Below are 20,474 nucleotides of genomic sequence, written 5' to 3' on the forward strand. Positions count from 1 at the left end.
TTTAATGCCGACAGCGCGGTAAATTTTCACGCGTTTGAATCGAATAATATCAATATCCTGGCATCACGCTGGTCCAGCATGCTGCGTTCACATTTTGTTCAGCACCTCTCCTCTTCCTGTCGTTTCATAAAAAATAATTAACAAAACATGATCCATAACTCAAACATAAAGTTTCATAGTTAACATTGATGAAATTTTTGATCTAAATTAATGCTGTAAATTTAGGTGTACTGAGGTGAATGCTTTGCGCCTGGACAAATTTTAGATTTATTTCTTTTACATCAGGTGACTGGAGTCTTGTATGACGAAAGAACAATTTCTCACACTGAACAACGCATCGGGCCCAAACAGTAACGCACCTACTTCGCCTTTTGTGAAGGTCGTTGCGCTCATCGCAACGCTAGGTGGTTTACTTTTTGGGTACGATACCGGCGTGATTTCTGGCGCGTTGCTTTTTATGGGCGATGAGCTGCATCTCACTCCCTTCACAACCGGGCTGATCACCAGTTCTTTGCTGTTTGGTGCCGCCTTTGGCGCGTTGTTATCGGGCCATCTGGCGGCACCAGCGGGCAGAAGGAAAATAATCCTCTACCTGGCCGTTATTTTTGCGATTGGCGCGGCAGGCACGTCACTGGCACCAGACGTAAACTGGATGGTTTTTTTTCGTCTTATCCTGGGCGTGGCGGTCGGCGGCGCGGCGGCGACCGTGCCGGTTTATATCGCAGAGATGGCCCCCGCCAATAAACGTGGGCAGCTGGTCACGCTTCAGGACCTGATGATTGTCTCGGGTCAGCTCCTGGCTTATATCTCGAATGCGACCTTCCACGAAATATGGGGAGGTGAAAGCACCTGGCGTTGGATGCTGGTGGTAGCAACGCTTCCTGCCGTATTGCTGTGGGTCGGGATGATGTTTATGCCCGATACTCCACGCTGGTATGCCATGAAAGGCCGCCTGGCTGAGGCTCGCAGCATACTTGAACGCACGCGCCACAAGGATGAGGTGGAATGGGAGTTGATGGAGATTACCGAGACGCTGGAAGAACAGAGTTCGCTGGGTAAACCGCGTTTACGTGAAATGCTGACGCCGTGGCTGTTCAAACTTTTTTTGATTGGTGTCGGTATCGCCGTTATCCAGCAGCTAACCGGCGTCAACACCATTATGTATTATGCCCCCACCGTGCTGAAGTCAATCGGTATGTCGGATAATGCCGCGCTTTTTGCCACCATCGCCAACGGCGCGGTCTCCGTCTTGATGACGTTTGTTGGAATCTGGATGCTGGGTAAAGTGGGTCGCCGAACCATGGTGATGACGGGACAGTTTGGTTGCACCGCCTGTCTGGTCTTTATTGGCACGGTGAGCTATCTGCTGCCTGAAACGGTTAATGGTCAGCCAGATGCGCTACGGGCTTATATGGTACTGGCGGGCATGCTGATGTTTCTCAGTTTCCAGCAGGGTGCCTTGTCACCCGTGACATGGTTGTTATTGTCAGAGATATTTCCGACGCGACTGCGTGGCATCTTTATGGGCGGTGCCGTATTCGCCATGTGGATAGCGAACTTTCTGATCTCTCTTTTCTTTCCTCTTCTTCTTGCCCGGGTGGGTCTGGCGGGTACGTTCTTTATTTTCGCCGCCATTGGACTCTTTGGTGCCATCTTTGTTATCAAATGCGTGCCGGAAACCCGCAACAGGAGCCTGGAGCAGATCGAGCATTATCTGAAAGGCTGGCTTGATGATGAAAATCGCCATACGGCCAACAATGCCGTTTTCGTTTCAAAAAGCCGCTAATGGTAGGCGCTTAAGAGTTGGCAATCGCATGTGCCGTAATGAGGACGTTGAAGGGATGACAGTGCTCAATGTTATCTGACGATGTCCCGTAGATGACAGCGTTCCAATCTTAACGCTGCGCTGGGCATAACGAAGATTGATCACCTTCTGCGCCACCAGTTGAGCCGTCATGCAGTATAACCGCCCCGGATACAGAGACAGGCTGATATCCGGGGCGTTATTAATTACCGTCAGGCGCTGAGCTAAGCACCGGTGTTCCCCCTACGGACTAATTTAGGGGAAAGCCGCTAGGCCGAAAAGCGACAAGGACGATCAAGCTCGTCGAGCTTCTTTTCCACCAGCCATTGGAACGTTTTGCCATCCGGGCGGGAATACAGCGCTTTTCTTAGCGGGACGAGCGCTACCCACTTTTGAGCAATCGTCATTTTTCTGACATCGGCTAGCGGCAGCCCATGATGTTCGCTTATCGCCCGGTTAACGGCCTGCTCGGCGGTGACGCCGGTCCAGTTACGGTTGCGCTTCAACGCTTCGCCAAACCACAGCAGGCGAAAACTCTGGTGACGTTCAATCAGCCCTTTCACCGCACTGACGCGCTGCCAGAACGTTTTACTGAGGGTATCAATGACATCCTCAGGAAAGAAAGAATCCATGGTGGTTCTCCTTTGCAGATGAATGTTCAGGTCGTTATGTGCCGCTCTACTCTGTGTTATCGGCAAACTTCCGACAGAGATACAGCGGCTTATGAAAGGAATGATAGGCCGGTCACAGGCAGAATCCTCGCCCTTTTACAGCCTTTTACGTCCTTTACACTATCTAAAGAGAGATGACATGACGTGTGAATGAAAAACCCCGTGTCTGGCGCATTTCCCGTGATCACTAAACTGGCAGTGGGGTTATAGGGTCAGCGGCTCGTCCAGCGCGTTCAGTTGCTGCCGCGCAAACCCTAAAAATACTTCCAGCGCGGCGCTGCGGGGCCGACCGGAAGGCACCTGCAACTGCAAATTGCGCTGGCTTAGCTGATCGATGCCCACGGATCGCAAAACCAGGCCGTGCGCTTCGGCTTCCTGTATCACGCTGAAAGCACTACAAATGGTGACGGCTAACGGCGTATGCAGCAGGAACTGAAACAGGGTTGAAAAGTTATCGCAGGTGACGACCGGTTCAATCAGATTGCCGCTCATGTGGCTCGCCAGCTCGAACAGCTGCCGTACCGTGGTGTTTTGCTGCGGCAGCGCCAGCGGATAATGGCTGATATCGCTGAGTGTCACCTGCGGCGCGCTGGCCAGTGGGTGGCTCTGATGCATCACCAACAGCACCGGTGCAGGCCAGGAACCGAGGATCTCAACTCCGTGCTCAGCGTGCAGGCTGAACTGTAACGCCAGGTCGCATTCTCCGTTGCGTATCAGTTCTGATACGCCCTGCGGGCTGGCGACTTTGATTTCAAAAAGAATGCCGGGGTTATCTTCCCGAAAGGCGGCAATCATGCGGGGCAGCAACGTAAAGGCCAGTCCATCGGTACAGGCCAGCCGAATCAACGTACGGCGCACGGCTTTCAGCCCTTTGATTTCCGCCAGCGCGTATTCCATATCCAGCATATTTTTGCGCACGTGATGAGCAAAGATTTCCCCGGCTTCATTCAGCACCATGCCACGCGCGTGACGCTCAAACAACGGCACGCCCACCTGTGTTTCCAGCCGCTGAATCTGTCGGCTGATTGCCGACACGGCAATAAACAGCTGCTCACTCGCCGCGCTGAGCGAGCCTGTATTCGCGACGGCGAGGAAATAGCGGATTTCATTACTGATCATGCGGTCGCCTCATGCTGGTGCATGCCTCGAAAACGGGCACATTTGCTTTGCTCTAAAAGCAAACCTTACTAGATAAATTGATAATGGTGGCAAAGCAGCGTTTCAGCAATGATGACAAAACCATAATATGAATAAAAGACGAGCAAACATGACAGCCCAACAAGCGGTAGACCAGGCCACCGCATGGTTCGACAGTGGCGAGTTTCAACGGCTACTCGCACGCCGTGTTTCGCAGCGTACCGAGAGCCAGCGTCAAGATCGCGACAGCGAATTACACCACTATTTACATGACGAAATCGGCCCACAGCTGAGTGCATTGGGTTTTACCCTGCGCTTCATCGAGAACGCCGAAGCGGCCCATCGTCCGTTTCTGGTCGCAGTGCGCATTGAAGATCCCACTCTGCCTACCCTGCTGAGCTACGGTCATGGCGATGTGGTGTTTGGCGATGATGAAAACTGGCGCGAAGGATTATTGCCCTGGCAGCTCGTTGAAGAAGGCGATCGCTGGTACGCCCGTGGCAGCGCAGATAACAAAGGTCAGCACTGCGTGAATCTGGCCGCGCTGGAACAGGTGTTCATTGCACGCGGTGGACGTCTGGGCTTCAACTGCAAGCTACTGTTCGAGATGGGCGAAGAGATCAGTTCCCCCGGCCTGGCGCAGTTGTGCCAGCAGCACGGTGATCTGCTGAAAGCCGATCTGTTTATCGCCTCGGACGGTCCACGCCTGAATGCAGTGCAACCTACCCTGTTTCTGGGATCGCGCGGGGCCGTGAATTTCCGCCTGACGGTGACTGCCCGTGACAACGCCTATCACTCCGGCAACTGGGGCGGCTTGCTGAGCAATCCTGGCACCCAACTGGCCAACGCCATTGCCGCGCTGGTTAATGCCCAGGGCGTGCTTCAGGTTGAGGCGCTGAAACCCAACTCGCTGACCCCGCAGGTGCGCGACATTCTCAGCCAGATTAACGTTGGCGGGATGCCGGGCGATCCCGAGATCGATCCGAACTGGGGCGAACCGGCATTGACGCCAACGGAACGTCTGTATGGCTGGAACACGCTTGAAGTACTGGCATTCCTGACGGGCAATCCTGCGCGCCCGATGAACGCCATTCCGGGTGAAGCCAGCGCCGTCTGTCAGCTGCGCTTTGTGGTGGGCACCGACTGGAAGAACCTGGCGCAGCACGTCAGCGAATATCTGGCGCAGCACGGCTTTGGCTACGTGAAGGTCGAGTTTATTCGCGGATCGCCGGCAACCCGCCTTGATCCCACCGATCCGCTGGTCGACTGGGTGCTGGCCAGCATCGCCGAAACCAGCGGTAAGAAACCGGCTCTGCTGCCCAACCTGGGCGGATCGCTGCCCAACGAGGTGTTTTCCGACATCCTCGGCCTGCCCACATTGTGGGTGCCGCACTCTTATCCCGCCTGCGGTCAGCACGGCGTGAACGAACATATGCTGAAGTCGATTGCGCGTGAAGGTCTGCAAATCATGACCCGACTGTTATGGGACTTAGGCGAGCAAGGCCGCGAACTGGTGGCGAAGCACCGTCAACATGCCGGAGGTGACGCATGAGCACACTCAACACGGCTGCACCGCTGCACGCGAATAAACCCAGCCTGCACAAAACCCTTTTCGCCACCTGCATCGGTAACGCGCTGGAGTGGTTTGATATTGCGGTTTACGGCTTTTTTGCCAGCTATATTGCCCATGCATTCTTCCCGACCAGCGATCCGTCCGTTTCTATGTTGCTGACCTTTGGCAGTTTCGGTGTCTCCTTCCTGATCCGTCCGCTGGGCGCGATTGTGCTGGGTAACTATGCCGATCGCCACGGGCGTAAGAAGGCGCTGCTGTTGTCCATCAATCTGATGATGCTGGGCGGTGCCATCATTACGTTCATGCCAGGCTACGCGAGCATTGGCCTGGCTGCGCCTTTGTTGATTCTGCTGGCGCGTCTGGTGCAGGGCTTTTCTGCGGGTGGCGAATTTGGCAGCTCGACGGCGTTTCTGGTGGAGCATTTCCCCGAGCGCAAAGCCTTTATCGCCAGCTGGCAGTTTGCCACCCAAGGGGCAAGTACGCTGATGGCATCCGCGTTTGGTCTGGGATTAACGCAGATTCTTACTGAAAGCCAGATTCAGGACTGGGGCTGGCGCATTCCGTTTGCCTTTGGTCTGCTGATTGGCCCGCTGGGGATTTATATTCGTCGCCACGTACATGAACCTGCCAGCTTCGCCACGCGGCAGCCTGAAGTCGCCCCGCTTAAGCGCCTGTTTGGCCGTCAGAAAGAGCTGATGCTGCTGGCGATTGGCCTGATGGTCATCTCTACGGCGGTTAACTACATGCTCAACTATGTGCCGACCTATGCCACCCGCAACCTGCACCTGCCCGGCTCCGTCGCCTTCACCGCCACCTTGCTGGCGGGCGTGATCCTGACCGTAGTAACGCCGATTATGGGCCTGTGGGCAGAGCGCGTTGGCCGTGTCCCATTGATGTGGGGATCGCTGATTTTACTGATCGTCACCATCTATCCTGCCTTTAAGCTGGTGGTGAATCACACCACGCCCACCACGTTGATCGTTATGGTCTGCTGGATGGCGTTGCTGAAGTCGATTTACTTCTCCACGGTGCCGTCGGTCATGGCCGATCTGTTTCCGATGGGCACCCGCGCCAGCGGGATGGCGATCAGCTATAACATCGCGGTGACGGTATTTGGCGGATTTGCGCCGCTGATCTGTACGCTGTTGATCACCGCCACCGGCACCAGCCTGGCACCCGGCTATTACCTGATGGCGATGTCGGTGCTGAGCGGCCTGGCGCTGCTGCGGAGCCAGAAGCGGATTCGGTGAGAGAACAGGTGCACAGGGTTGTAGCACCTGACGGATTTTATCGCCGTGATGAACAGACAGCGTGATTTTGGAAAGGGATTCCCATTTTTGTCATCCATGTCAGATTTCCGCAGTTCGTCATGGCAGCCTTAATCGTTTACGCGTTCTGGCGCATGGTTCATCTTTACGGTGTAGTCAGCAGCTCGGTCCGATTTCAGCATGACCGGGCTTCACTCTTTTTGTTGCATCATGCCCTGTCATTAAAGTGTTTACCTCTCTCATAACAAGGATGATGGAATGACAATATCTAAGGAAAAGACCAAAACAGATCAGTACCAAATCCGACTTTCTCACGAATTTCGAGCGCAGCTCGAAGAACAGGCGCGTGAGGATGGTGACATCAACCTGGCGACGTGGATAAAGCGGATACTGAGGAAAGAGCTTAAGGCAAGGGGCGTTAAGCCGAAGGGGTGAGGAGGCTAGCAATTAGAATTTATAAGTTATTTAAAGGGATTTTATAAACTGTAACCTTAATGTGACATATAACTAATTATACTATTCCGCCAATCCTTATAGTCTAAATATTTCTATAATAATAAAGTTTTTACATGTTAATTTGTAAAGCCCTCCTTTTTATCAAGAGGGCCGATAAATTTTAGTTCAGATACTTATACGTTACCATCAGCTAAAATCTCATTACTTTTTCTAAATTAGTAGTTCCGTCAATCCTAAAAGAAAGAAAAAACACATAAGCAAACATTGCACAAACGAAAAAAACAAATATAATCAATATTAAAATAAGCAATGGGTAATGGAAATGATAGAACCGATTCAATTCTATGCTAAAAATTATAAAGCATACAAGGAAATTAAGTTAGACGTAAAGAAAATCAACATCTTTATAGGGAAAAATAGCGCTGGCAAAAGTGCACTGGCAAGATTAGCGCCTTTAATCTTGAAATCGTTAGATGTTAGCCCAGGAAATGTTCTTGACTACAGTCCATTAGGTATAGATATCGGCGCATCTTACTTGGATATTGTCCACGGGCATACTGAATATACCAGACTTGTTCTCGGAGCTACCTTTAGGATTAACGAATTAAACGTCTCATTCACCACGGAATTAAATTTCTCAACAGAATTAAAATCATTACTGGTTTCGAATTTTAAAGCTACAATCGGAGAAACTCACTATCAGGCCGAATTGGATTTGGAAGCTTTAGGAAAAGATGGAGTTATAAGTTACCAATCCAACGGAAAAGCGCAGAATTTAATTTTTAATGGCCTTTTACCCACAAACTTAGATGAATCAGAAAATGAGTTATTTAGCACATTAGATAAAATAAGAAAGAACGAATTTGACATAAGCTACTTAGGCCCATTCCGCTCCGAACTTCAAAGAACTTACACATCAAAAAGTTTAAAAAATTTAGACATTGGCGATAGAGGGCAAAATGCACCATATATTTTCAGGGAAGTGGATTATAAATATAATGGAATATTAAGTAATAAAGTGAAAGAATGGATGTATCTCAACTTCGATAAGAAATTTTTCGGATTAAAATTACATGACGGTTCATTTTCAGTAATTTGTAGCAATCAATTCAATGAGTCAAACATCGTAGATGAAGGTATGGGTTTTGCTCAAATATTTCCATCTATAATTAATCGAAACGTTCGTGATTTAAAAAAAATAAAAGGCATTGAAATAATTGAACAGCCTGAGCTACACATTCACCCCGCAGCATGTGGTACAATAGCCGATTTATATTTAAAGGCAAGAAAAAATAACATTATTTTTGTAGAAACACATTCAAAAGAGTTTATTTTAAGAATCAGAAGGCGAGTTGCAGAAGGGATTGATTGCAAGGAAGTGAATCTTTTATATATTGATTATGACACTATTGATAAAACGGCAAAAATGAAACCAATTAAAATTAACGATACAGGTGGAGTTGAATGGTGGCCTAAAGGTATTTTTGAAGAGGATTTCGATGAAGTTATAGCTCTTAGCAAAGCGGGAGCATCAAAATGAATATAAAATGTGACCCTGATGTATTTAAATCCGACTCTGAGAGAAACTTTTTTATTTCATGCATGGTTTCTCATAACAAATCTCATTCGCTAGATGTAGGCAACATCGATGAATTGCTTGAGCATCATAACCTTAGCGATTCCGAAAGAAATTTAATGCTAAGATTGGCTGTCCACTCTGCATATTCTAATTACTCACTAAAAATCACCATTTCAAACACTCATACTGGTAACGGAATATTCCCCTGTGAACAATTAAATGATATTTTAAGTCGTAAGGCTGTTATAATTTTAGAGAATGAATTTAGCGATGCACGTTTCATTGAGTCTGTGATAAAAAGTCAAAATAAAGATTATCTTCTCAAAACTAAAGACATATCTTGGGAATTTTGTGGTGCAGGAGGATGCGGTGAGATACCTAAACACATACGTAGCAAAGTAGAAAAAATGAAAAATCTAAAAAGAATTTTAGTCGTACATGACTCAGACAAACTACATCCTGATAGTGAAATCAGTGAAATTCAAAGAAAAATAATCGAACAAGCCAAAGAATATGATATTTTTTGCTACACTTTAGAAAAAAGAGAAATTGAAAACTACATTCCTGATGAAATAATTTACAATATAGATTGGACACGAAAAAAAATAATAGAGTCTTTTTCAAAGTTATCATCAACTCAAAAGGATTTTTTTGACTACAAACTCGGCTTTAAGAAAAGAGGTGGATATAAAAAGAAAAATGACACTTCATTAAACGGATTATATGAAGATATTGATGACGAAGTTTACAATGAAATCAAGAACGGTTTTGGAAAGGAAATATCTGATGCAGCATACAACGAACACGTCCGTATTTCAAAAGATGATTTTTCCTTAAGATGTGATAATATAAATCATGAATTTTTTAAAATCTGTGAGGCTATTGAGAAAATATTATGAATAATGATAAAAATGAAATACCTTCAGTAAGCCCCGAAGTAATGTTTATAGACGATTTAGTTTCGCATATTGAAAATGGTAAAATCGTTTTGCCTGAGTTTCAAAGACCATATGTTTGGAAAGAAAAAGATATAAAATATCTTTTCGATAGCATTTATAAAGGTTATCCAATAGGATCTATATTACTATGGAATGGAGGAGGCAAAGACATCCCCACTCCCAACTATGTTGGAGGGCGAGTTGTGCATCAAGCAAATGGTGATAAATATTACATAGTTGATGGACAACAACGCTTAACCACGCTTTTTTGTTGTCTTTCTGATGATATAGATGATGAAGAAGGTAAGTGGGATTTATATTTCAACCTCAAGGATGAAGCTTTTACACATTCCCCCGGCAACAAAAATGCAGACCCTCACCTTATAAGTATAAAGTCCTTAAGGAAAACAACATCATTTTTAAAAGAAGCAAGAAGAATCATTGAAATTACCGAAGATGATACTTTAATTGAAAAGGCTGAATATTTAGCCGATAAAATACGAAAATATAAAATGGCTGTTATCAAGCTTGACGGTGGTGACTTATCAGAGGTAGTAGAGGTATTTTCAAGATTAAATTCATTGGGAAAAAACATAGGTCAGAAAGATTTGGTATATGCACTAACTTATGATGGTAATTCCGATAGTGGCATCAATAAATTTATTAATGACATCAAAAAATGTTTTGGTGATTATTTCATTGAAGAAAGTAATAAAAATGAAGTTTACCTTCAGTTAGTCAAGACTGCAATTGGCTTTGAAGTATACGAGCAAGATAGAAACAAAATAGTTGAAAAACTAAAAATAATTAATAAAAACAACCCTTCTCAACTTACAGAAATCATAACCTCACTGAAAGAAACATTGCATTTCTTTGTTGAAACAATGTTAATAAATAAATTATCACTGTTGCCATACACAACTCTTTTCTTTATGGCATTTCACTATTTTCATTCATATAAAGGCCAAAAATCAAACAAGACTTTAAGCAACTGGCTATATTTAATCTCAATTTATGAGCTTGGGAGAGTTAGTCCTTCTAAAATAGAAGGGATTATACTTTTTTTCAAAGCCGGCCTAAAAAAAGAAGAACTAATCATACATCAAAATTTGATTAAAAAATTAAAAAGCCCTAATCCATTAGATATTTCTGTGAAGTATACAGCCGGATCTGCATCAGGAAAAACATTAGCAATCGTTCTCAAATCCCATATCAATTCAATTTTATCAACAAAAAATATTGATGCCGATGTCAATGCTTTTTCTGTTTTCCCGCCACAAAGCTTGTTTCGTTCAAACTTAAGTAATTTCCTCGGGAGTAAGGTTTTCTTTTTGAATAACGAAATTAAAGATAAAATTATAATAGACATCATTGAAGATGCCATACCTACAAACTCGCTATCTACGATTGAGAAAAATAAAGAAGAAATAATTGAAATAAGAAGAAATCATATTGAAATTATTTATAAAAGCTTTGCACTTGATGTCACATCTTTCTTACAGAAAGAGTATCTTTGAATGATTTAATAAATATTAAAAATATGCTCCACTGTTGAAAAATAGCAGTGAGGCATATTTACCCATTTAATGAAAAATAAAATTTCACCTATAGTGATCGTAAATACACCTTATTATTTTATTGATATTCTTAGTCAAACCCATTCATAATAAATGAATTTACTTCATATTAAACCGGCTAACCATTCACTATAACACACAACTTAGCAAAAAAAATCAACATTTTCGGATAAGAAAAATTCAAAATTATATTAGTAACTCTCTATTTCCAGTTCTACGCTCACCGGTAGTTTTATCACTGGCTTTCGCATTTTACCCTGGCAAAGTACTTCATTCAAAAATTCAATTACACATTGTAAGGTTAAAATAAAATACTGGATTATCATCAAATGGTAATTCTCTCCTAATAGAACAGCACTTTCAAATTCCCATCAAGTAGATGTCGTAAAAGAATTTTTAAAATTTGCCATAAAAAGGGAGTTCGAAGGGTGGCTAATTTATTCTTTGCCACACTAACTTCCAATACAGTTATATTCGATCAATAAACAACTCATCTGAAATACCGGCGAATAATTCATTAATCTCTTGATAGACTAGATTATAAAAATTACGACGCTCGAAAAAAAATCCGTATAAGAAATATTTTTTATTGAAACAAATAGACAGACCATACTGGCTACAGACGCAACACCCCCAAACGCAAAAACCCCCGCCGAAGCGAGGGTTTCAAATTTGTGGTGCCCGAACCCGGAATCGAACCAGGGACACGGGGATTTTCAATCCCCTGCTCTACCGACTGAGCTATTCGGGCAACGGGGCGCATTAAACCTTATGCAGGCCCCAGCGTCAAACGCTTTTCACAAAAATGAAATCAACTGACGGGTTTTCCATCAACCCGGATAGTCACGGACGAAAATTTAGCGATGCGCTCAAAAAGACACCGGATTTTCGCGCTGCCGAACGCCCTCTGACAGGCGTTTTTTCGCTGCTATTTTGCTTTATCCACGATTTATCCGCGCTCTTTTTCCCAACCGTTTTTTTGCCATAAATCCGTCATCTGCGCTCATTACTCTACGATTATTCCTGGACAATCAAGAGCCGCATCATGCAGTTACCCGCCTCTGTGAATACTGTGATTTCCGCCTCAAGCCGTTATGACGCACGGGTGCTCTGCATTGATGTTCCTTTTGTCAGCCCCGACACGGATAACCGTGCCGTGATGGCGCTGTTTGCCGAGCATAAAGATCTTATTGGCCTGCCCGTGGTTGAAAACGGCAAGCCGTTTGGCATGATTAACCGCCATATCTTTTTGTCGCAGATGGCGCGCCCGTTTTTCCCCGAACTCTATGACCGCAAAAGCTGTATCGCCTTTATGGATAAGTTCCCGCTGGTAATTGACGTGGAAAATACCCTGGAAAGCGTCGCACAGCAGGTGGTGGCTAACGGCGATAAGTCTGTGGCCGATGGGTTTATCCTGACCGAGCACGGGCACTATATCGGCATTGGTTTAGGGATCGATCTGATTCGCCGCGTCTCCGATTTGCAGGCGCGCCAGCATCAGCAGATTTTACAGAGCATTGATTATGCGCGGGTGATTCAGGACGCGATGCTGGACCGCTCCAACCAGTTAATCGCTTCCCTGCTCGACGACTGGTGTTTGTACTGGCAACCGCGTGACGGCGTGGGTGGCGATTACTATGCCTTTCACCGTCACGACAGCGGCTGGCTGGCGGTGATCGCCGACTGCACAGGTCATGGGATTCCCGGTGCCTTTATGACGGTGATTTTGCAGTCTGCGCTGGAAAACGCGCTGCGCGAGGCCGATCTCCAGGCCCCGTCCAGCATCCTGCATGCCCTTAACCACCATATCAAACAGACGCTCGGCCAGCTGAATGCCTCCCAGCAAACGTCACTGTCTAACGACGGCTGCGATGCCATCGTGATATCGGTCGATACCGAGCGGCATCAGCTGCGCTGGGCCAGCGCCCGAACCCAGGCGTTTATGCTCAGCCACATCAGTAAAGAAATTACCTCGCTCAGTCAGGATCGCGTCGGCGTCGGCTATACCGATACGCCAGAAGACTATCACTGGCCTGAGCAGAGCTTAGCGTTTAACCGTGGCGACATGCTGTTTGTGCTGACAGATGGCGTCACCGACCAGCCGGGTGGCGAGCGCAATATCATGTTTGGTAATAAGCGCATCCAGTCTCTGCTGATGCGTTATCAGCAGTTGCCCATGCCGCAGTTATCACTGGCGTTTCAGCAAGATTATTTAAGCTGGCAAGGTAACCAGGCGCGACGCGATGACGTCACCTGGTTTGGCTTTCGCTATTGACCGCACCGGGAAGAAAATGAAAAACGAGTCACTACGGGGTCTGCCCTTCAATACCGAATCGCAGTCCGGCCTTATTGCACTACAGTACACCGGCTTTTTTTCACCCCAGAACATCACGGCAATGGGTGAAGTGGTCAAACTGTTTCTGGAAAACCATGAGCAGTCGCAAAAGGTCAGACGGCGGCTGTTCTCCAGCTTTGTCGAGATTGCGCAGAACATTTTACGTTACTCTCAGGACAGCCGGGCGCTGAGCCATAACGATCAGCTGTATCGCTTTGGTTCATTGAGCCTGCGCTACGATGACGGTCGCTATTATCTGGAAAGCGCTAACCTGGTCGCCAGTGACGCCACTCATCAGCTGCGCGGTGATTTGGATTCGCTGCGGGTGATGAATGCGGATGAAATTAAACAAGCTTATCGAAACCGGTTACGCGCTGAGAGTCCGGTCTGGAGCAAAGGCGCAAATATCGGCTTGCTTACCCTGGCGCGCGACGTCAGTGAACCGCTGGAATATTGTTTCCAGCCACTGGAGGCCAGCGAGCTCTCTGCCTTTTGGTTAAAGGCCACTATCTGCCATGACTGAAGAAACCCTTATGCAAACCATTCAACTTACCGCCACTGAATGTACGCCCGCCGTAGAGTTTGACTTTGCGGCCCACCGATTCTCCCTGAAAGGAGAATCCTGGCCCGAGAACGCCGCCGCCTTTTACCGGCCGCTGCAAAGCGCGCTGGAGTGCTGGCAACCGCAGGCCAGCCAACCGGCAGAGGTGAATATTGACCTGAGCTATTTCAACAGCTCAAGCACCAAGATGCTGTTTGGGCTGTTCGATCAGTTCAACAGGCTGGCGCAAACGGCTGCACGATAATACTCAACTGGTTCTACGATGCCGAAGACGACGTTTCGGAAGAGTTTGGTGAGGAGCTGTCGCTGGATTTCACCGCGTTAACCGTGAAGCTGCATGCGGAACAGCGCCAATGACGCAACTTAACGAGCTGTTCCTGGAAGAAACCCAGGCACTCAATCAGGCCAGCCATATCGCGGCACAGCAAAGCCTACACGCCGAAGAGTATCGCCAGGCGTTGCTGCAGCTTAACAGCCACTACCAGCGGCTGATGCGGGAAACCTATCGGCTAATCTCGCGCAGCGATCGGGCAGAGCGTGAGCTGAACCGGGTGAATGAACAACTTAACGAGCTGGCAACAGAGCTGGAGTACAAAGCCACGCACGATCCCCTGACCAATGTCTGGAACCGCAGCGCCATTATTCAACGCATCAGCGACACGCTGGATCAAACACCAGCGGCCTTAATCATCCTCGATATCGACTTTTTTAAACGCATCAATGATGAATACGGGCATCCCGTCGGAGATAAGGTGATTTGCGAGCTGGTGCAGCGCATTCAGCGTAATACGCCCGACATGGCCAGCATCGGCCGTATCGGCGGTGAAGAGTTCACCATCATGTTACCCAATACCTGGCTGGGTGATGCAGTGATCGTTGCCGGGGCCATTCTTGCCTCATTAAACGCCTCGCCGCTTAATGCCCTGCCAGAGCGGCTGGTCACGGCCAGCCTCGGCGTCAGTTGGGGCGCGGCGGGCACCCGGTTTGAAACGCTTTACACCCATGCCGATGCGGCGCTCTACGATGCTAAAAAGCACGGGCGTAATCGGGTGTTCTTCCGCTAGCCTGCCCGATGCTGTACCACCTCGACCGGCGGTGTGGTGGTCGGCGGCAGGAAGATATGGTCAAGCAGCTGGCGCATGACCGGCGCGGCAACCACGCCTTCACCTCCGCCGTTTTCCAGAATCAGGGCCACCGCCACTTTGGGATCGTTGAAGGGCGCGAAGGCAGTGTAAAACGTATGGTCGCGCAGCCGTACCGGAATCATTTTGGCGTTATAGGTCTGGTTTTCTTTCAGGCTGAATACCTGTGATGTCCCGCTTTTCGCTGCAATGCCGTAGGGCGCAGTATGGAAATATTTATAGCCTGTCCCGTTCGGTGCGTTGGCCATGCCAAACATGGCATGTCGCACCAGTGACCAGTACGGTGAATGCGGATCGCCAACCTGCGCCTGGGGCAGTTTAGCCTGATAGAGCTGAACGCTGGTGCCGCGCTGCGATTTTTCCAGCAGATGCGGCGCAATCACCCGGCCATTATTAATTAACGTCACCAGCGCTTTCACCATCTGTATCGGGGTGGCAATCCAGTAGCCCTGCCCAATCCCCACCGACACCGTATCGCCCTGATACCACGGCTTTTTATGCACTTTCATTTTCCAGTCGCGGCTCGGTAGCAGCCCGCTGTACTCTTCGTTCAGGTCGATGCCCGTGGGCTGACCGTAACCGAATTTGCTGAGCATGGTGTGAATACGATCGATGCCCATCATAAAGGCCACCTGATAGAAGAAGGTGTCGGCAGACTCTTCGATAGCTTTGGTGACATCGAGCGTGCCGTGCCCGCTTTTTTTCCAGTCACGATAGCGACGATCGGTGCCCGGTAAGGTCCATGTCGGCCCACCAAAAAAGGTGGTTTGCGGGGTAATCACATGAGTTAACAGCGCAGACATCGCCATATAGGGTTTTACGGTGGAAGCCGGGGGATAAAGACCCTGCGTGACACGGTTGATCAGCGGCAGATTTTTATCCTGCAGCAGCGTTTTGTACGCCTTGTAGCTGATGCCTTTCACAAACGGGTTAGGATCGTAGCTGGGGCTGGAAACCATGGCCAGCACGGAGCCGTCGTGAGGGTCCTCCACCAGCAACGCGGCACGCTGCCCGGCCAGCAGGCTTTCAATATACTGCTGCAGATGCAGGTCCAGCGTCAGGGTGATGTTCTTACCCGCCACCGGGGGCACTTCTTTCAGCACCCGGACAATGCGCCCATGGTTATCTACTTCCACTTCCTGATAACCCGGCTTACCGTGCAGCAGGGATTCATAATAGCCTTCAATCCCCTGTTTACCGATGTTGTGGTCAGCCGCGTAGTTTTCTGCAATACCTTCTGCATTCAGCCGTTTGTAGTCGTTGTCATTGATTTTAGAAACGTAGCCGATGACGTGTGCCAGATCGGCCCCATAGGGATATTCTCTGTCCTGATAGGTATCAATGCTGACGCCGGTAAAGCGAAACTGGTTTACCGAAAAGCGCGCCACCTCTTCGTCGGTGAGTTCCTCTTTGAGGATAACCGGCTTATAGCGGCTGCTCTGGTGAAGATCGTGCTGAAAACGTTCTATATCGTCCGGGGTCAGATCGATAAGCGGCGTGAGCTGGCGCAGCACGTCTTTCATATCATCCACTTTATACGGGGTGATGGTGATGTCGTACCAGGTTACGTTGCGCACCAGCGGAATGCCGTTACGGTCAAAAATCAGCCCGCGCGTGGGCGCGATAGGGATCATCTTGATGTCGTTTTGATTTGAACGTGTCTGGTAATAGCTGTGATCGCGTATCTGCAGGCGATACAGGTTTAAACCAAGAATGGTGAAGCAGATGCAGACCAGCACAAATGCCATCACGGCACGGCGTACAAATAACTTCTCTTCAGCGTCGAAATTTCGGAAATTCATCAGGCAGGTATTTTCAGTCTGGCATATTGTTATTTATTGTTCGTCTTCATGATAGTGACATAAGCGATCCTTGCCAGTGCCAAGATGCACAAGCCTGATGAAAAGTGTGTCATTTGATGAGAATGTTGCGAAAAGAACGGGAAGCGTAAATTTTCTGACGCGTTAACCCGGCAACAGCGCGCTGCCGGGTTAAGGATGACATTAATGACGTCGGGGTTTAATCACCCAGCAGTACTGATTCCAGCGCAATCTTAATCATGTCATTAAAGGTTGTCTGACGTTCTGCCGCAGTGGTCTGCTCATGGGTACGGATATGATCCGACACGGTGCAGATAGTCAGCGCTTTCGCACCAAACTCGGCGGCTACGCCGTAAATGCCCGCGGCTTCCATTTCAACGCCGAGAATGCCGTACTTCTCCATTACGTCAAACATCTGCGGATCGGGCGTGTAGAACAGGTCGGCAGAGAAGATATTCCCCACGCGCGCGTCGACGCCCAGATTTTTAGCCGCATCAACGGCGTTACGTACCATATCGAAGTCCGCAATCGCGGCAAAATCGTGATCTTTGAAGCGCATACGGTTGACTTTCGAGTCGGTAGACGCGCCCATGCCGATAACGATATCACGCAGTTTCACATCGGCACGCACGGCACCACAGGAACCCACACGGATAATTTTCTTCACGCCAAACTCGGTGATCAGCTCTTTCGTATAGATGGAGCAGGAGGGAATACCCATACCGTGGCCCATTACCGAGATTTTGCGGCCTTTGTAGGTGCCGGTATAACCCAGCATGCCGCGCACGTTATTCACCTCAACGGCATTTTCCAGAAAGGTTTCTGCAATGTGCTTCGCACGCAGCGGATCGCCCGGCATCAGTACGACGTCTGCGAAATCGCCCATTTCTGCATTAATGTGAGGAGTTGCCATAATTCTCTATCCTTTTTAAAAATTTCGCTGTTTTTACAGCATGTTCTTGCCGTAGTCCATGGGGGACAGGTCAAAATAGTGCGCGATCGTCTGGCCGATATCGGCAAAGGTTTCACGATAGCCCAGCGATCCCGGCTCAACCTTTGGTCCGTAAATTAAGATCGGAATGTGCTCGCGCGTATGTTCGGTGCCCTGCCAGGTCGGATCGCAACCATGATCCGCCGTGAGGATCAAAATATCATCCTCTTTGACCCATTCCATGAGCTCTGGCAAACGGCGATCGAACAGCTCCAGCCCGCCCGCGTAACCCGCAACGTCGCGGCGATGGCCCCAGGTGGAATCAAAGTCGACAAAGTTGGTGAACACAATTGCCTGATCCGGCGCAGTCTTCATTTCCTGAATGGTCGCATCAAACAGCGCGTCCAGCCCGGTGGCTTTCACTTTTTTCGTGATGCCCTGCTCGGCATAGATATCGGCAATTTTACCGACCGAAATCACATGACCGCCCTTTTCGTCCACCAGCTTTTTCAGCATGGTCGGCGATGGTGGCTCGACGGCCAAATCGTGGCGGTTGCCTGTGCGCTCAAAGCTGCCTGCTTTGTCACCCACAAATGGACGGGCAATCACCCGGCCGATGTTATAGCCGCCTTCGGTCAGCTCTTCGCGGGCGATTTCACACAGTTCATACAGCCGCTCCAGCCCGAAGGTTTCTTCGTGGCAGGCGATCTGGAATACCGAGTCCGCCGAGGTATAGAAAATCGGCTTACCGGAAGCCATGTGCTCTTCGCCCAACTGGTCGAGGATCACCGTACCCGATGAGTGACAGTTACCGAGATAGCCCGGTAAACCGGCGCGTTCCACCAGTTTGTCCAGCAGTTCCTGCGGGAAGCTGTTCTGCTTATCACTGAAGTAACCCCAGTCAAACAGAACAGGCACACCGGCGATTTCCCAGTGGCCTGACGGCGTATCTTTGCCAGATGACAGTTCACGGGCGTAAGCATAAGCGCCCGTGATCTTAGCCTCAGGGTCCAGTCCCGGCGGAAAACGCCCGGTTGAAAGCGCTGCCGCTTTGCCCAGCCCCAGCGCGGTCAGATTCGGTAAGTGCAGCGGCCCTTTACGACCTTTATCCGCCTGACCGTTAAAACAGGCTTCTGCGATATGACCTAACGTATCTGAACCTGCATCACCGAATTTATCGGCATCTTTGCTGGCACCGATTCCAAAGGAATCCAGCACCATAATAAAAGCACGTTTCATGCCAGTCTCCTGCGCCAAAAGCGCGCGACAAGTCAAAAAAAAGCGATCAGATCAGTATACCCGAATCCTGTGCGGTATACAGTCGCTATCCGCGTCAACCCGCCTCAGTCACCCGGCGATACACGACGGGCGTGGCCGCTGGCGCGCTGTCACCCAGCGTGATGGCCGCTTTTACGGCGGCAGCGGCCTGCTGCCAGTGCGCTTCGCTGCTGGCATGAATAACGGCTAACGGACGGGAGGCATCCACCTGCTCACCCAGGGTAATCATGTCGCTCAACCCGACGCTGTAATCAATGGCATCGCTGGCGCGCTGGCGTCCACCGCCCATCGCTACCACCGCCATGCCCAGCGCGCGGGTATCCATATGGGTAACACAGCCCGCGCTGTCGGCATAAACCGCTTTGCTCATCGTCGGCGCAGGTAAATAGCTGTCGTAGCGCTCAACAAAATCGCTCGGGCCGTTTTGCGCCGCCACCATGCGGGCAAACACCTCTGCAGCCTTGCCGTTATCCAGCACCGTCATTAATTTTTCGCGTGCCTCAGCATCATTTTCCGCCAGTTTGCCGGAGATCAGCATTTCGCTGCACAGCGCCAGCGTCACTTCCAGCAGTCGCGGGTTACGCTGCGCACCGGTTAAGAAGCGCACCGCTTCACGCACTTCCAGCGCGTTACCGGCTGTGGAGGCCAGCACCTGATTCATATCCGTTAACAGCGCCGTGGTTCGGCAGCCCGCGCCATTGGCCACGCCGACAATGGCCTGCGCCAGGTTTTCAGACGCCTCATAGGTCGGCATAAATGCCCCTGAGCCGACTTTGACATCCATCACCAATGCATCCAGGCCCTCGGCCAGCTTTTTCGCCAGGATCGAGGCGGTGATCAGCGGAATGGAATCCACGGTGGCCGTGATATCACGTGTGGCATAAAACCGTTTGTCCGCCGGAGCCAGGGAGTTGGTCTGGCCGATAATCGCCACGCCAACCTGCTTAATGGTCTGGCGGAAGTGGTCATCACTGGGGAAAATATCAAAACCAGGAATCGCTTCCAGCTTATCTAAGGTGCCGCCGGTGTGCCCCAGCCCGCGACCTGAGATCATCGGGATATAACCGCCACAGGCGGCCACCATCGGCCCCAGCATCAGCGACGTGACATCGCCGACGCCGCCCGTGGAGTGCTTGTCGACCACCGGCCCGTTGAGGTTCAGGGATTTCCAGTTCAGCACGGTGCCTGAGTCACGCATCGCCATCGTCAGCGCCACCCGTTCCGCTAGCGACATATCGTGAAAATAAATGGTCATTGCCAGTGCGGCAATTTGTCCTTCGGAAACGCTGTTATCGCGCACGCCGTTAATGAAGAAACGAATCTCGTCTTCACTCAGCGCGTGGCCGTCACGTTTTTTTCGAATGATTTCTTGTGCGAGGTACAAAGTTGCCCCCTTACGTCAG

The 20,474-nt window shown here is 49.3% G+C and carries 16 protein-coding genes, 1 tRNA gene and 1 pseudogene; 11 read left to right on the forward strand and 7 right to left on the reverse strand.

Annotated features, from left to right (window positions below; genetic code table 11):
* Positions 1 to 301: 301 nt before the first annotated feature.
* Positions 302 to 1,786 carry a sugar porter family MFS transporter gene (locus tag A6A26_RS22975; RefSeq protein WP_063880882.1) on the forward strand — a complete coding sequence of 495 codons (1,485 nt, stop codon included), beginning with the start codon at positions 302 to 304 and terminating at the stop codon, positions 1,784 to 1,786.
* A gap of 287 nt (positions 1,787 to 2,073) precedes the next feature.
* Here A6A26_RS22975 and A6A26_RS22980 read toward each other — a convergent pair whose 3' ends face one another.
* Together A6A26_RS22980 and A6A26_RS22985 are read right to left on the reverse strand one after the other, a co-directional pair.
* Positions 2,074 to 2,436, reverse strand: coding sequence for a hypothetical protein (locus A6A26_RS22980; protein WP_063880883.1), 363 nt, complete (start codon positions 2,434 to 2,436; stop codon positions 2,074 to 2,076).
* A gap of 243 nt (positions 2,437 to 2,679) precedes the next feature.
* Positions 2,680 to 3,594: a LysR family transcriptional regulator gene (locus tag A6A26_RS22985; protein WP_063880884.1), complete on the reverse strand. Its 915-nt coding sequence runs from the start codon at positions 3,592 to 3,594 to the stop codon at positions 2,680 to 2,682.
* A 148-nt stretch (positions 3,595 to 3,742) separates the two neighbouring features.
* On the opposite strand from A6A26_RS22985, the gene A6A26_RS22990 reads away from it, so the two are divergent.
* The 6 genes from A6A26_RS22990 to A6A26_RS23010 all read left to right on the forward strand — a co-directional run bounded on the left by A6A26_RS22990 (position 3,743) and on the right by A6A26_RS23010 (position 10,943).
* On the forward strand, positions 3,743 to 5,164 hold the full coding sequence (locus tag A6A26_RS22990; RefSeq protein ID WP_063880885.1) for a M20 family metallopeptidase: 1,422 nt from the start codon (positions 3,743 to 3,745) through the stop codon (positions 5,162 to 5,164).
* Positions 5,161 to 6,435, forward strand: coding sequence for an MFS transporter (locus A6A26_RS22995; RefSeq protein WP_063880886.1), 1,275 nt, complete (start codon positions 5,161 to 5,163; stop codon positions 6,433 to 6,435). The genes A6A26_RS22990 and A6A26_RS22995 overlap by 4 nt, the downstream gene beginning before the upstream one ends.
* A gap of 276 nt (positions 6,436 to 6,711) precedes the next feature.
* Positions 6,712 to 6,888, forward strand: coding sequence for a hypothetical protein (locus tag A6A26_RS25660; RefSeq protein WP_156506696.1), 177 nt, complete (start codon positions 6,712 to 6,714; stop codon positions 6,886 to 6,888).
* A gap of 337 nt (positions 6,889 to 7,225) precedes the next feature.
* On the forward strand, positions 7,226 to 8,449 hold the full coding sequence (locus tag A6A26_RS23000) for an AAA family ATPase (RefSeq protein WP_063880887.1): 1,224 nt from the start codon (positions 7,226 to 7,228) through the stop codon (positions 8,447 to 8,449).
* A complete protein-coding gene (locus A6A26_RS23005) occupies positions 8,446 to 9,387 on the forward strand; it encodes a hypothetical protein (protein WP_063880888.1) in 942 nt (313 codons plus the stop codon). Before A6A26_RS23000 ends, A6A26_RS23005 begins: the two co-directional genes overlap by 4 nt.
* Positions 9,384 to 10,943 carry a DUF262 domain-containing protein gene (locus tag A6A26_RS23010; protein WP_063880889.1) on the forward strand — a complete coding sequence of 520 codons (1,560 nt, stop codon included), beginning with the start codon at positions 9,384 to 9,386 and terminating at the stop codon, positions 10,941 to 10,943. The genes A6A26_RS23005 and A6A26_RS23010 overlap by 4 nt, the downstream gene beginning before the upstream one ends.
* 735 nt (positions 10,944 to 11,678) lie before the next feature.
* Here the strand turns inward: A6A26_RS23010 and A6A26_RS23015 are convergent.
* Positions 11,679 to 11,754 (reverse strand) — tRNA-Phe (locus A6A26_RS23015).
* A 294-nt stretch (positions 11,755 to 12,048) separates the two neighbouring features.
* On the opposite strand from A6A26_RS23015, the gene A6A26_RS23020 reads away from it, so the two are divergent.
* The 4 genes and pseudogenes from A6A26_RS23020 to A6A26_RS23035 all read left to right on the forward strand — a co-directional run bounded on the left by A6A26_RS23020 (position 12,049) and on the right by A6A26_RS23035 (position 14,964).
* Positions 12,049 to 13,278 carry a SpoIIE family protein phosphatase gene (locus tag A6A26_RS23020; protein ID WP_063880890.1) on the forward strand — a complete coding sequence of 410 codons (1,230 nt, stop codon included), beginning with the start codon at positions 12,049 to 12,051 and terminating at the stop codon, positions 13,276 to 13,278.
* 16 nt (positions 13,279 to 13,294) lie between these two features.
* Entirely contained in the window at positions 13,295 to 13,861 is a 567-nt protein-coding gene (locus A6A26_RS23025; RefSeq protein ID WP_063881255.1) for a SiaB family protein kinase, read from the forward strand.
* A 10-nt stretch (positions 13,862 to 13,871) separates the two neighbouring features.
* Positions 13,872 to 14,257, forward strand: a pseudogene (locus tag A6A26_RS23030) (DUF1987 domain-containing protein).
* The gene (locus A6A26_RS23035) at positions 14,254 to 14,964 is read left to right on the forward strand and encodes a GGDEF domain-containing protein (protein WP_063880891.1); all 711 of its coding nucleotides are present in this window, start codon (positions 14,254 to 14,256) and stop codon (positions 14,962 to 14,964) included. The pseudogene A6A26_RS23030 and the gene A6A26_RS23035 overlap by 4 nt, the downstream one beginning before the upstream one ends.
* Here A6A26_RS23035 and mrdA read toward each other — a convergent pair.
* The 4 genes from mrdA to deoA all read right to left on the reverse strand — a co-directional run bounded on the left by mrdA (position 14,961) and on the right by deoA (position 20,455).
* Positions 14,961 to 16,844 carry a penicillin-binding protein 2 gene (gene mrdA / locus A6A26_RS23040; RefSeq protein ID WP_063880892.1) on the reverse strand — a complete coding sequence of 628 codons (1,884 nt, stop codon included), beginning with the start codon at positions 16,842 to 16,844 and terminating at the stop codon, positions 14,961 to 14,963. The two genes, A6A26_RS23035 and mrdA, sit on opposite strands and share 4 nt — an antisense overlap.
* A 217-nt stretch (positions 16,845 to 17,061) precedes the next feature.
* Complete coding sequence (gene deoD / locus A6A26_RS23045; RefSeq protein ID WP_063880893.1) at positions 17,062 to 17,775, reverse strand: purine-nucleoside phosphorylase; 714 nt, start codon at positions 17,773 to 17,775, stop codon at positions 17,062 to 17,064.
* Between the two features lie 33 nt (positions 17,776 to 17,808).
* Complete coding sequence (gene deoB, locus A6A26_RS23050) at positions 17,809 to 19,032, reverse strand: phosphopentomutase (RefSeq protein WP_063880894.1); 1,224 nt, start codon at positions 19,030 to 19,032, stop codon at positions 17,809 to 17,811.
* A 94-nt stretch (positions 19,033 to 19,126) separates the two neighbouring features.
* Positions 19,127 to 20,455 carry a thymidine phosphorylase gene (gene deoA / locus A6A26_RS23055; RefSeq protein ID WP_063880895.1) on the reverse strand — a complete coding sequence of 443 codons (1,329 nt, stop codon included), beginning with the start codon at positions 20,453 to 20,455 and terminating at the stop codon, positions 19,127 to 19,129.
* Positions 20,456 to 20,474 lie beyond the last annotated feature (19 nt).

Origin of the sequence: Pantoea sp. OXWO6B1 (genome assembly GCF_001641135.1) — a bacterium.
GTDB lineage: Bacteria > Pseudomonadota > Gammaproteobacteria > Enterobacterales > Enterobacteriaceae > Pantoea > Pantoea allii.

Excerpts from the sequence above, each read along its gene's own strand:
- A6A26_RS22975 (WP_063880882.1), top strand. The coding sequence starts at position 302 with ATGACGAAAGAACAATTTCTCACACTGAACAACGCATCGGGCCCAAAC.
- A6A26_RS22980 (WP_063880883.1), bottom strand. The coding sequence starts at position 2,436 with ATGGATTCTTTCTTTCCTGAGGATGTCATTGATACCCTCAGTAAAACG.
- A6A26_RS22985 (WP_063880884.1), bottom strand. The coding sequence starts at position 3,594 with ATGATCAGTAATGAAATCCGCTATTTCCTCGCCGTCGCGAATACAGGC.
- A6A26_RS22990 (WP_063880885.1), top strand. The coding sequence starts at position 3,743 with ATGACAGCCCAACAAGCGGTAGACCAGGCCACCGCATGGTTCGACAGT.
- A6A26_RS22995 (WP_063880886.1), top strand. The coding sequence starts at position 5,161 with ATGAGCACACTCAACACGGCTGCACCGCTGCACGCGAATAAACCCAGC.
- A6A26_RS25660 (WP_156506696.1), top strand. The coding sequence starts at position 6,712 with ATGACAATATCTAAGGAAAAGACCAAAACAGATCAGTACCAAATCCGA.
- A6A26_RS23000 (WP_063880887.1), top strand. The coding sequence starts at position 7,226 with ATGGAAATGATAGAACCGATTCAATTCTATGCTAAAAATTATAAAGCA.
- A6A26_RS23005 (WP_063880888.1), top strand. The coding sequence starts at position 8,446 with ATGAATATAAAATGTGACCCTGATGTATTTAAATCCGACTCTGAGAGA.
- A6A26_RS23010 (WP_063880889.1), top strand. The coding sequence starts at position 9,384 with ATGAATAATGATAAAAATGAAATACCTTCAGTAAGCCCCGAAGTAATG.
- A6A26_RS23020 (WP_063880890.1), top strand. The coding sequence starts at position 12,049 with ATGCAGTTACCCGCCTCTGTGAATACTGTGATTTCCGCCTCAAGCCGT.
- A6A26_RS23025 (WP_063881255.1), top strand. The coding sequence starts at position 13,295 with ATGAAAAACGAGTCACTACGGGGTCTGCCCTTCAATACCGAATCGCAG.
- A6A26_RS23035 (WP_063880891.1), top strand. The coding sequence starts at position 14,254 with ATGACGCAACTTAACGAGCTGTTCCTGGAAGAAACCCAGGCACTCAAT.
- mrdA (WP_063880892.1), bottom strand. The coding sequence starts at position 16,844 with ATGAATTTCCGAAATTTCGACGCTGAAGAGAAGTTATTTGTACGCCGT.
- deoD (WP_063880893.1), bottom strand. The coding sequence starts at position 17,775 with ATGGCAACTCCTCACATTAATGCAGAAATGGGCGATTTCGCAGACGTC.
- deoB (WP_063880894.1), bottom strand. The coding sequence starts at position 19,032 with ATGAAACGTGCTTTTATTATGGTGCTGGATTCCTTTGGAATCGGTGCC.